This is a genomic window from Amycolatopsis sp. NPDC051045 (assembly GCF_040682955.1).
Taxonomy (GTDB): Bacteria; Actinomycetota; Actinomycetes; order Mycobacteriales; family Pseudonocardiaceae; genus Amycolatopsis.
Genome location: NZ_JBFBCC010000015.1, coordinates 189,623 through 201,639 on the forward strand (window position 1 = coordinate 189,623; position 12,017 = coordinate 201,639).

General features: G+C 67.4%; 9 protein-coding genes, 1 tRNA gene and 1 pseudogene. 9 read left to right on the forward strand and 2 right to left on the reverse strand.

The window, feature by feature from the left end:
* The first annotated feature begins 350 nt into the window (after window positions 1-350).
* From AB0M80_RS31125 to AB0M80_RS31150, 6 genes are all read left to right on the forward strand, one after another.
* Complete coding sequence (locus AB0M80_RS31125; protein ID WP_364572050.1) at window positions 351-563, forward strand: hypothetical protein; 213 nt, start codon at window positions 351-353, stop codon at window positions 561-563.
* Between the two features lie 289 nt (window positions 564-852).
* Window positions 853-1,248, forward strand: coding sequence for an MmcQ/YjbR family DNA-binding protein (locus AB0M80_RS31130; RefSeq protein WP_364572052.1), 396 nt, complete (start codon window positions 853-855; stop codon window positions 1,246-1,248).
* Window positions 1,245-1,616 (forward strand): MmcQ/YjbR family DNA-binding protein, encoded by a 372-nt coding sequence (locus AB0M80_RS31135; RefSeq protein WP_364572054.1) that lies wholly within the window; start codon window positions 1,245-1,247, stop codon window positions 1,614-1,616. The genes AB0M80_RS31130 and AB0M80_RS31135 overlap by 4 nt, the downstream gene beginning before the upstream one ends.
* Window positions 1,617-1,723: 107 nt before the next feature.
* On the forward strand, window positions 1,724-2,803 hold the full coding sequence (locus AB0M80_RS31140; protein ID WP_364572056.1) for an alpha/beta hydrolase fold domain-containing protein: 1,080 nt from the start codon (window positions 1,724-1,726) through the stop codon (window positions 2,801-2,803).
* A 572-nt stretch (window positions 2,804-3,375) separates the two neighbouring features.
* The gene (locus AB0M80_RS31145) at window positions 3,376-3,783 is read left to right on the forward strand and encodes a prolyl oligopeptidase family serine peptidase (RefSeq protein WP_364572058.1); all 408 of its coding nucleotides are present in this window, start codon (window positions 3,376-3,378) and stop codon (window positions 3,781-3,783) included.
* Window positions 3,784-3,870: 87 nt separating this feature from the next.
* Window positions 3,871-4,314, forward strand: a complete 444-nt coding sequence (locus AB0M80_RS31150) for a hypothetical protein (protein ID WP_364572060.1) — start codon at window positions 3,871-3,873, stop codon at window positions 4,312-4,314.
* A 1,213-nt stretch (window positions 4,315-5,527) separates the two neighbouring features.
* On the opposite strand, the pseudogene AB0M80_RS31155 reads toward AB0M80_RS31150, so the two are convergent.
* Window positions 5,528-6,343: pseudogene (locus tag AB0M80_RS31155) on the reverse strand (IS5 family transposase).
* A 1,502-nt stretch (window positions 6,344-7,845) separates the two neighbouring features.
* Window positions 7,846-7,918 (reverse strand) — tRNA-Ala (locus AB0M80_RS31160).
* Between the two features lie 284 nt (window positions 7,919-8,202).
* On the opposite strand from AB0M80_RS31160, the gene AB0M80_RS31165 reads away from it, so the two are divergent.
* The 3 genes from AB0M80_RS31165 (at window position 8,203) to AB0M80_RS31175 (ending at window position 12,011) form a co-directional block, all read left to right on the forward strand.
* Window positions 8,203-10,383, forward strand: coding sequence for an RICIN domain-containing protein (locus AB0M80_RS31165; RefSeq protein ID WP_364572062.1), 2,181 nt, complete (start codon window positions 8,203-8,205; stop codon window positions 10,381-10,383).
* 133 nt (window positions 10,384-10,516) lie between these two features.
* Window positions 10,517-11,071 carry a DUF308 domain-containing protein gene (locus AB0M80_RS31170; RefSeq protein ID WP_364572064.1) on the forward strand — a complete coding sequence of 185 codons (555 nt, stop codon included), beginning with the start codon at window positions 10,517-10,519 and terminating at the stop codon, window positions 11,069-11,071.
* Between the two features lie 13 nt (window positions 11,072-11,084).
* Window positions 11,085-12,011, forward strand: coding sequence for a ribonuclease Z (locus tag AB0M80_RS31175; protein WP_364572066.1), 927 nt, complete (start codon window positions 11,085-11,087; stop codon window positions 12,009-12,011).
* Window positions 12,012-12,017: the final 6 nt, after the last annotated feature.

Below are 12,017 nucleotides of genomic sequence, written 5' to 3' on the forward strand. Positions count from 1 at the left end.
GGTTTGCTCGACCCGGGGTGTCGCTTATCGACCATCACGTGTCCGCAGCCTACTGCCGTCTTGATCAGTTTCGCGGGAAGGATGGGGGGCGTGTCTCCGCGACTCTGCCTCCCTTCGGCCCCGACTGGGAGGTCTTCAAGGTCCGCGGCAAGGTGTTCATGCTGATGACCGAGGTCCAGGGGAGCCCCCGTCGTGATCCTCAAGGCTGCCCCCCGGCGAGGCCCTCGCCCTGCGGGAGCGGAACAGCCGCATCACCCCCGGCTACCACATGAACAAGAAGCACTGGATCACGCTGGAGGCGAGGAGGGCGTCGACCCGCACACCTACGGCAGCGGCACGCGGGCGGCCAGGTGAGCGCGGCCGGCGACCGACTCCAAGACGCCGCGCGCGCCACGGCCCTCGCGCTGCCCGGGACGGATCACGGTTACCCGTTCACCGAGCACCTGGACGTGGACAAGGTGGCGGGCAAGGTGTTCTTGACCGTCACCGACGACCCGGATGACCAGATCACACGCCCGGTGGATACGGCCGGCCACCGCACCTGCGAAAGGGACATGGCATGAGCGTCAGCATGGAAGAAGGAGAAGCAGCCCGACGCCTGGAACGTCACCGAGGGGTACCGCCTGATCGACGGCCGGTGGCGCATCGTGCACTCCAACTCGGCGTTCTCCCAGACCGTGACGGAGAAGATCGCCTCCTGACCGTGAGGCGCCGCCAGACCGTGGATGTGCCCCTACGCCGCAAGCAGCGGGAATCCTCGTGTGAGCGCCTGCGAAAGACCAGCTGGGAAACGGAACAGGCGGCCTGCCGATGGTGGAGTCCCGTCGTACGCGGAGCAAGGAGCTGAACGTCATGAACGGCAAGAAGCTGCAGCAGATGGGCGCCGAGTGCGCCGAGGGCCTGCCCGGCACCGAACTGGAGCACCCCTTCGGCCCGGAGTGGGACGTGTACAAGGTGCGCGGCAAGGTCTTCATGCTGATGACCGACGTCACCGGGGAACCGTTGGTGATCCTCAAGGCCGCCCCCGACGAGGCGGCGGCGCTGCGCGAGCAGCACGCCGAGATCACCCCCGGCTACCACATGAACAAGAAGCACTGGATCACCCTGCACGGCGGCGACTCCCTCGACCGCGGCCTGGTCGAGGAACTGGTGACCGACTCCTACCGGCTGGTGGTCGTGGGGCTCCCGAAAGCACAGCAGCCGGTGGACCCGGCAACGTACGCCCAAGGAGACCGGGCCCCGCGATGACCCTCACCGGGGTGCGCCTGCAGCAGACGGCACGCCGCGCGGCCGAGGCGCTGCCCGGCTCCGGCAGCAGCCGCCCCTTCACCGAGAAGTTGGACGTCTACAAGGTTGCCGGGAAGGTCTTCCTGATCGTCACGGACGATCCCGCTGAGCGGATCATCACGGTCAAGGCGGAGCCGGAACACGGGCGGCGGTTGCAGGACGAGTACCCGTCGATCACCGCCGGACGCTATCTCGACAAGACGCACTGGATCTCCGTGGGCGCCGATCGGGGTATCACCGCGGCCCTGGTCGAAGCCCTGGTCACCGACTCCTACGACCTGGCACTCGACTCGGCGCCCCGCAGCCGACGCCCCGCCGCGCGGACCTGACTGCCCACCCCGACCACCATCGCCCACCCGAAAGCCCGCCCCATGACCACTCCGAACCCGCGCTCGCCCTGTTCGACAGCGACGGTCCCGACCTCGGCGGCACCGGTATGACCGACACCACCGGGCCGGCCATCGACGAACTCTCCCGTCCTCTGGCCGACCGGCTGCGCCCGCGCACCCTCGGCCAGGAGCACCTGCTGGCCGATGAGGCGCCGATCGGGCGGATGGTGCGGAGGCAGCACCTGGTGTCCGCGCACGGGAGCTGTATCCCGGTGGGGCGGATGCCGCCCTGGAGCTGGTCGGCGGACAGGCTCTGCCCGACACCCTGCGCGCGGTCCGCCCCGGCGGCACCGGCTGCTTCACCGGCTCGCTCGCCGACCAGTGGATCATCCCCGACTTCAACGCGTTCGCCGTCATCCCCATCGGCGTCCGCCTCACCGTCTACGGCGGCGGCGCCAAGGACCTGCCGGTGCGACCTGATCACGATCGGCGGCGGCTCCGCCGGTGCCAACCTGGCCGCGGCGCTCGGGCTCAAGGTCCGCGACGAGAGCGGCTCGCGGATCGCATTCCAGCTGCTCGAAGTTCCGGCGCTTGACCTCACCCTCGGTCAGCCGTCCCATCAGCGGTTCGCCACCGGCTACGGACTCACCCTCGCCGCCGCCGAGATGTGTGTGCGCTACTACCTCGCCTCGCCCGAGGAGGCGACGAATCCGTACGTCTCACCGCTGCTCGTGTCCGGCCTGCCGCCGGCCCACATCATGTCCGCCGAGTACGACCCGTTGCGCGACGACGGCGAACGCTACGCCGAGCGGCTCACCGAAGCAGGCGTGCCGGCGACCTTTTCCCTTCACCACGGTCACATCCACCTTTCGCCCGGGTTCACCAAGGTCATGACAGCGGCCCGGAGCTGGCGCGAGGAGGCCGTGGCCGTTCTGCGGCGCGCCAACCTGACGGGCCAGAGTCCACAGGAAGCAACCGATGAAAGCAGCGAATTTGCGGCGCTGGGCCGCGCTGGCGATGGCCGTGTCGGTCGGGATGCTCACCGTACCCACCTATCCGGTCGCCCAAGCGTCGGTCGGCGACACAGCCGCCGGCTGCGACAGCGGATCGTGGATCGCAGGAACGACGAACCTCTGCAAGAGCGACCTCGTTTACCGCGACTACGTGTACGACGACTACGGCGCTGACACCGGAACAGCTGGTTCCTCGACGTGTCCTGTGCCTGGCCAGCCGGCCACTGCCCCCACCGGTGATCAGCGCTATCCAGTCGGTCAGGAGGACACCGCGGACCTTCGCGAGCTGCGCGCGTCGGTCAAGAACAACCGGCTGACCGTCACGTTCGCGCTCAACGCGCTGTTCGACGCGTCGTCAACGGTCGCCGTGATCGCTATCGACACGGACAACGATCCAGCGACCGGGGGTGGCAGCCTGCCCGGCGCACGCGTTTCCAGCCGCGGCTGGGATGTAGCTGCCGCATTCGGCGCTGACATGCCCGGCGTCACAGTGGACACCATCGGGATCACAGCCCAGTCCGACGGAACCGTGCTGGACGTAGCGTTCCGCGGTACCGACGAGCGCGGCCCGTGGTTCGAAGACAAGCAAGCCGCGGCACTCCACGACGGCGACATCAGCACGTTCGGATACGTCATCCCCGTCGTCGACCTCAAATCGGGCGTGACCCGGCTACTGCGCCACCATGAATTCCTTGCTCGGAACACCAGGCGTGCAACAGGAATTCGGGGAAGGCCACAACCGGATCTTGCTCACTCCACTCGGCCGCGGCCTGGCCGGCTGGTACTCCGGGCCGTCGGAACGAGACGTCCTCGACGCCCTCAACGACACCGAAGCCGCCTACCAGGTCGACACCCGGCAGGAGATCATCTCCGGCTACTCAATGGGCGGATACGGCACCTACCGCCTCGCCGAGCTGCACCCCGACCGGTTCGCCGGATTCATCGACTGGGTCGGCTACACCGACTGCCTCAACGGCACGCCCCTCGCCGGCCTCTGTCCGGTGGCCGGTGCCGACGCCAACCCCATCGACTATGTCCGGAACCTGCGCTGGGTGCCCGGCGGGATGCTCTATTCCGGTGCTGACGCACTGGTCTGGGCACCCAGCGCGATCGCCATGCAGCAGGCATTCGCCACCACCGGCTATCGGTACTAGTGGTGGTTCCACCCCAGCGCGGATCACTTCACGTATGCGACTTTCGACGACTGGCGCAAGGAATCGCGCTACAGCTCCACCCTGGCCATGACCGTCAACCCGCCCCAGGTCACGTACCGCTACAACCCTGAATTCGACAACCCCGCGTACGGGTTGCGGCACGATCGCGCCTACTGGATCTCCGGCCTCACCACCGTCCACAAGGGATACGGCGATGTCGACCTGACCACGCAGGGATGCGGCGGCAACCTGCCGGTCACCACGGCGACCAGCGGCGCCGGCAGCGACCCGGTGCCATGGGTATCCCAAGGCGCGGAGATCGTCCGATCGACACCACTGGTCCAGGCGCCCCGCCTGAGCGGATCACTGTCGAACATCGCGACCATCACGATCGACGTCGGAGCAACCTGCCTGAATCGCGTCGGGATCCACTACGACGTCACCACCGACGGCCCCGCACTGATCCGTTTCAGCGACGGCCGGAGCATCCCGGTGACCGGAGCCGGACGCCACATCGGAACGCTCCGCTGAGCGGACGTCGGGGATGGTGCGGGACCCTACGTGGGCGGGGTCGGCTCGCCTGGTCGGGTCTGCTGGACGGCCTGGCGCAGCGCGCTGACGAAGGCCGTGGTCGCGGGCGAATCCGGCGGGTCGCCATAGTTCCGCGGCGGCGGTGTCGCCCCTGCCGACGCCCAGCAGCAACTCCACGACCTCGTCACCAGCCTCGTAACAGATGCTGTCCAAGGCGGCGAACTCCGCAGCGACGTCCCCGCCCGCCTACTGCCTGCACTCCCTCAACGCCGCCAGCAACTCACCGTCCGAAGCCGCAGTCGACCGGCTTGTCACGGTCACTCTCGGCGGCCTGCGCTCCCCGCGCTGACTTCTCCGACCATCCCATACCTTTGGGAAACAGACGACTTTTTGACGAAAAGCCGACACCAGCGGTACATCCCACACGGCCGCTGACCTGGGGTTTTTGCAGTGTCTAGGGGGTGCCGCTGGGGCTTCATCTGTGGAGCTAAGGGACTCGAACCCATGACCCTCTCACTGCCAGTTGGTGAGAGGAATGGGCGCGCTCGTGTCGTGCAGCCGGGACCCGGAGAAGGCATCCGCTGGACCAGCGCTCGACGTCTCCTGCAGGCGTTTTACCTCGCCATACGTGCCTTTGCTTCAGAAATTGTCGGTGCCCACTCGTACCCTGTCTGCGGGAAGACCTGGCAGTGTGACGAGGGCGTGGTGGAGGACCGGCATGGATGCGCGGAACTACAGCGAGGCTACGAGAAAGGCGCTCTTCACACTCAGCATGGGCAGGTGCTATGAGCCTGACTGTGAGGAGAAGGTCGTCCGGATGGCCGACGACGGGACACCGATCGTTCTGGTGCAGATTGCACACGTACGTGCTGCCAAGAAGGGCGGACCTCGCTACGACGCATCGATGAGTGACGACGAGCGACGCGCCTTCGCAAACCTGCTTCTTCTTTGCACGTATCACCACAAGCTTGTCGACAACATGCCCACCGGTGTCCGGTACTCGATCACCACCCTCACCCAGTGGAAAACGGCGCGCGAGGGTCAGATGGTCGATGACCTCCGCATGCTTACCGAGGATCGCTTGACTGAGATTCTGGGATCGACGCTGAGCGGCATCATCATCGAAACCAAAGACGAACTCATGGGCGCGATCGGCAAGGTCGACAAAGTCTCGCGAGAGAGCGCGGGACTGCTCCGCACCTTAGAGTGTGTCTCATGTGGTGAGTTTGCGGAGTCTCTTGTAGCAGGTGAGGCTGGCTCCGAGGATGAGGAAGGCGAGGAAGGGTTCGGCTTTGCGTTCGTAGCGCAAGGTGAGGCGGCGGTAGCCGGTGAACCAGGCCATGGTTCGTTCGATCACCCAGCGATGCTTGCCGAGCTTGTCCTTGGATTCGATGCCTTTGCGGGCGATCCGGACCTTGATACCGCGGTCGCGGACCCAGCGCCGCAACTCGGGTTGGTCGTAGGCCTTGTCGGCGTGCAGCTTGGCCGGCTTGCGCCGCCGCGGGCCGCGGCGGAACGGATCGCCGGGATCGCCATCACCAGCGGCTTGAGCGCGGCCGAGTCGTTCGTGTTCGCGGCGGAGACCGCGACTGCCAGCGGCAGCCCGGCGCAATCGGACAAGGCGTGGATCTTCGAGCCGGGCTTGCCGCGATCCACGGGCTCGGGCCGGTCAGAGAGCCCCCTTTTTGGCTCTCACGCAGGCTCCGTCCACGATCGCGCGGCTCCAGTCGATGAGGCCCTGGCTGCCGAGTTCGTCCAGCACCGCATGGTGCAACCGGCGCCAGAGCCCATCTTTGGTCCACTGGCCGAAGCGGCGGTGCGCAGTCTGGAACGGCACTCCGAACGACGGTGGCAGATCCCGCCACGCGCAGCCACTGGTCAGCACGTACACGATCGCGGTGAACACCGCACGAGCGTCCACCGGGGCCGTGCCACCGCCTTGCGGACGCGGCCGGAACTCCGGGATCAACGGCTCCACTAGTGCCCACAACTCGTCCGGCACCAACCGCGACGACAACCGATCAACCACGACCAAGATCATGGCTCACGAAGCATCGATCACCACGTAAGACACGCTCTTAGTCAAGGAGACATTCAAGCGTCCGCACCTTGATCCAACGGCCATCGCGTCACTCGCCGACTCAGCGGACGCTTTACGCGGCGTCGCCGACTACGCACCCATGCTGCACGAGTCATCCAGATCACTCAATTACAGCCTTTCTGACTACGCTCCCATGCTCGCCAGGTCGTCCTCCGAGCTGAGCGAACTACCTGACTATGCGCCCATGTTGGCACGGTCATCGTCTGAACTGAGTGGACTCCCTGACTGGGTTGGCATGCTGCAGCGAGCTACGGAAAAGCTGTCATACCTCGAGGAACATGGGCACAGATTCGCTCAGTCCTGCGATGAAGTCGCTCGAGTTCCCGATCACGCCACGGAGATGCGCTCTGCCGCCAACGCGGTGTCAGGCGCAGCTGATGACCTCAGAGATGCCCTGCGTGGAATCGAAACCATTCAGCGTCAAGGCTCGCCAGCCATCTGGGCAGAACCGCCGCGCAGGTCAACGAGACGGCACAAGATATTCGCGAGGCGGCTGAGACGGCAGCTGCCATGGCCGGCGGACAGATACCTGACCGGCTGACCTGGGTCATGCGAGGCATCGTTGTCGGACTTGCGTTAGCCGGAGTCATCGCTCTGGGCATCTGGTATCTGGCCGCGCGTTAGCTCTTCGCGCCACAGCGCCACAGCGCCACAGCGCTGCAGGACGCCGCCGTCGCCGTGCCCGACCGCGTCGCGGGCCTACTCGTCCTGCCGTACGGACAGACCCCGTCCCGGATCACGAGCCTCACCGTCGACGAACTTACGCACGTGCGGGGCCAGGTCCATCTGCATCTCGGGCAGCAGCCGCTCGCCCTGCCCACACGGTCGCCGACCTCGTGCTCGCCCTTGCCGAGCAGCTGGTTTCCGCCGCAGTGGATCCGGCGAGCTGCTGTGGCTCGGTACCACCTTCTTGCGCATGCAGGCCGCCCTTCGGGCTCGACCTCGCCGGACCCCCTGAACACACACAGCCAGCGATCATCACATTATGTAATCTGCATGCGGTGGTGAGTCCACAAGAATGGGCGCGACACCCGCCCCCCTTTTGAAGGGCTTTCGCATGTCCATGAGGAAGAAGCTCGCCGTCCCAGCCTTGGAGATCGGGGCCCTGTTCGCCGTCGCACCGACCGCGCAAGCAGCCCCCGCCCCCGCGCTCTCCGGCTCTGACGCGGACACACCGGTCACGTACGGCACCGTCCGCGGCCAACGCCGCGAAGGCGTCATGTCAAAGAACCTTTGGCGTCCACCTGTCCGGGGGACGCTACTGGGGCACTTTTCGTGACCCCATTTCGTCGCCGTCGACGCGGTGCCCCAGTTTTGCCCCAGCTACCGGCGGGTAGCTGAACTTCTTCTTGACGAAACTCAAGATCCGGCTCAACGAAAAAACCGCCCTACCTGAACCATTGGATCCGGTGGGCGGTGTTTCGTCACTGTGGAGCTAAGGGGACTCGAACCCCTGACCCCCTCACTGCCAGTGAGGTGCGCTACCAGCTGCGCCATAGCCCCGAGGCGAAGGTGAACTCCGCATCTCGTATGCCCATACATTACACCCCGCCAAGACCCCCTCGGCACGGGGGTCCCCACAGTACCGCCGCCCACCCCATAACCCCCTGACCAGCAGCTTCACACCTTATTTTTAGTCCTGTATTGACGCCTCACTGTGGCCGCCGTTACATTTTGCGCGGTTGTGACGCCGAGGTCCCCGCCCGTTACGCCGCGTCTCCGAGACCGGGCACGCCTCTGCCGTTTCCTGCTCGATGAACGCCGCGGACGCGGCAGAGGAGGTCTCGATGAAGACGAGACGGCGGGTGATGACGCTGCTCGCAGCGGTGTCAGTCCTGGTCGGAAGCACGACGATGACGGCGGACGCGGCCGTCGTTCCCGATGGCTGGTACACCGTGGCCGCCGCCAACAGCGGCAAGTGCGTCGATGCCCGGGCCGCCGGGACCGCCGACGGGACCGTCGTGCAGCAGTACACCTGCAACTCGACCGGCTCCCAGCAGTGGCAGTTCCAGCCCACCGGTGACGGCTACTTCCGGGTCAACGCCCGGGCCAACCCGGCCGCCGCCTGGGACGTCACGGGTGTCTCCGCCGCCGATGGCGGGCTCGTCCAGCTCTGGACCTACTCGAACGGGGCCAACCAGCAGTGGCAGGCCGTCGACGAGGGGAATGGCCGCTACCACTTCGTCAGCCGCAACAGCGGGAAGTGCCTCGACGTCCCCGGGGCCTCCGCCGCGGATTCCGTGCAGCTGCAGCAGTACACCTGCAACGGCACCGCCGCCCAGTCCTTCATGCTGACCCCCGTGAACACGAGTCAGCCAGGCCAGCCGGACTTCGGCCCGAACGTCGTGATCTTCGACCCGTCGATGCCGAGCTCGACCATCCAGAGCCGGCTCAACAGCATCTTCAGCCAGCAGGAACGCAACCAGTTCGGCAGCCAGCGCTACGCCGTGATGTTCAAGCCGGGCACCTACGCCAACGACGTCAACGTCGGCTTCTACACGCAGGTGCTGGGCCTCGGGCTGAGCCCCGACGCCGTCACGATCAACGGCGCCGTGCACGTCGAGGCCGACTGGTTCCCGCCGCAGAACGCGACGCAGAACTTCTGGCGCGGCGCGGAGAACCTGTCCGTGAACCCGAACGGGGGCGCCGACCGGTGGGCCGTCAGCCAGGCCGCGCCCTACCGCCGCATGCACGTCCGCGGTGACCTGCAGCTCGACGACGGCGGCTGGGCCAGCGGCGGCTGGATCTCCGACACGAAGGTCGACGGCCAGGTCCGTTCCGGCTCGCAGCAGCAGTGGATCTCCCGCAACTCGCAGTTCGGCAGCTGGGCCGGCTCGAACTGGAACATGGTCTTCGCCGGGGTCCAGGGCGCGCCCGCCAACACCTTCCCGGCGCCGCCCTACACCACGGTCGGCCAGACGCCGGTCGTGCGCGAGAAGCCGTTCCTCTACGTCGACAACGCCGGCAGCTACCAGGTCTTCGTGCCGGGCCTCAAGACCAGCGCGTCCGGCACCAGCTGGGCGAACGGCACCGCGCCGGGGACGTCGCTGCCCATCGACCAGTTCTCCATCGCCAAGCCCGGTGCCACCGCCGCGGACCTGAACGCCGCGCTCGCCGCGGGCAAGAACCTGCTGGTCACGCCGGGTGTCTACCACCTGAACCAGACGCTGCGCGTCACCCGTCCGGACACCGTCGTGCTCGGCCTCGGCATCGCCACGATGATCCCCGACAACGGCATCACCGCGATGACCGTCGACGACGTCGACGGCGTCAAGGTCGCCGGCCTGCTGATCGACGCCGGGACCACCAGCTCGAACACGCTCATGCAGGTCGGCCCGGCCGGGTCGGCCGCGAACCATGCTGCGAACCCGACGTCGCTGCACGACGTGTTCTTCCGGATCGGCGGCGCCGCCGTCGGCAAGGCGACGAACAGCCTGGTGGTCAACAGCGGCAACGTGATCGGCGACCACCTGTGGATCTGGCGCGCCGATCACGCCGAGCGCAACGAATACGTCGGCTGGACCACCAACACCGCCGACACCGGGCTCGTCGTGAACGGCAACAACGTCACGATGTACGGCCTCTTCGTCGAGCACTACCAGAAGACGCAGGTCGTCTGGAACGGCAACGGCGGCCGGACCTACTTCTTCCAGAACGAGATGCCCTACGACGTGCCGAACCAGTCGAGCTGGATGAACGGGGCCACGCAGGGCTTCTCCGCCTACAAGGTGGGCCCGAACGTGACCAGCCACGAGGCGTGGGGGCTGGGCAGCTACTGCTACTTCAGCACCAACCCGTCCGTGGCCAGTGCTCACGCGTACGAGGCGCCGAACACGCCGGGTGTCCGGTTCCACGACATGGTGACCGTGTCGCTCAACTACCAGGGCACGATCACGCACGTGATCAACAACACCGGCCCGGCGACGCCGTCGAGCACCAAGGCCGTCAACCTGGTGAGTTACCCCTGAGCAACCGGCGTGCGCCGTGGTGGCGGCCGCGGCGCACGCCGGTCCTTTGTGGATACGCCCGAACGGGGTGTCCGGGGCGCCGTCCGGGGTAGTCGTCGCGATACTGGGGTCCCCATCGATCCGGGAGCGGCAGATGACCTCTTTCGCAGCGTTCACCGTCGTCGAACCCCGCAAGGCCTGGCCGATCGCCGCCGTCCGCGGTGCGTTCGCCGTGCTCTTCGGCCTCTTCGCGCTGATCTGGCCCGGCGCCACCGTGCTCGTCCTGGCGGTCCTGTACGGCGTGTACGCGATCATCGACGGCATCGGCGGCCTGGTGCAGGCGTTCCGCCCGGGCGACACCGGCCACCGCGTCGCCTACGGGATCCTCGGCGCGCTCGGCATCGTCGCCGGCGTCCTCGTGCTGGTCTGGCCGGGGATCACCGTGCTGCTGCTGGCCCTGCTGGTCGGCCTGTGGGCGATCGTCACGGGCATCGCCGAGATCGCCGCGGCGATCCGGCTGCGCAAGCAGATCCACGGCGAGGCGTTCCTCATCGCGGCCGGCGCGATCTCCGTGCTCGCCGGCATCCTCATCGTGGTCAACCCGATCGCCGGCGCGTACGGCATCGCGCTGCTCGTCGGGATCTACGCGCTGCTGTACGGGATCATGCTGCTGGTGCTGGCCTTCCGGCTGCGGAAGCTCGCCGCCTGAGTACCGTTCGGGGGTGTCGACCCGAGAACTGGTGGTGCTGGGCACCGCGAGTCAGGTGCCCACGCGCCACCGCAACCAGAACGGCTACCTCCTGCGCTGGGACGGCGAAGGCATCCTCTTCGACCCCGGCGAGGGCACCCAGCGGCAGATGCTGCGGGCCGGCGTCGCCGCCACGGACATCACGCGCCTCTGCGTCACGCACTTCCACGGCGACCACAGCCTCGGCCTGCCCGGGGTGATCCAGCGGCTCTCGCTGGACAAGGTGCAGCACCCGGTGCACGCCCACTTCCCGGCGTCCGGCGCGCACTACTTCGAGCGGATGCGGCACGCGACGGCGTTCTACGAGCAGGCTGACCTGCGGGAACACCCGATCGACGCGGACGGTCCGATCGCCACCGGGAAGGCCACCCTCGAGGCGCGGCGCCTGAGCCACCCGGTCGAGGCGTTCGGCTACCGCCTGGTCGAGCCGGACGGCCGGACCATGCTGCCCGAGCGGCTGCGCGAGCGCGGCATCCAGGGCCCGGACGTCGGACGGCTGCAGCGGGAGGGCCGGCTCGGGGACACCCGCCTCGCGGACGTCAGCGAGCCGCGGCGCGGCCAGCGGTTCGCGTTCGTGATGGACACCCGGCTGTGCGACGCGGTGTACGCGCTCGCCGAAGACGCCGACATGCTCGTGATCGAGGCGACGTTCCTCGCCGAGGACACCCACCTGGCCCGTGACTTCGGGCACCTGACCGCGCAGCAGGCCGCGCGTGTCGCGGCCGAGTCGGGCGTCCGGCAGCTCGTGCTGACCCACTTCTCGCAGCGCTACCCCGATCCCGCGCGGTTCCTGGAGGAAGCCGAGGCCGAGTTCGACGGCGAGATCGTGGTGGCCGAGGACCTGGAGCGGGTCCAGGTGCCGAAACGGCGGTCCTCCCCGGCCGGGCACCGGGAGCCGTAGGCTGCA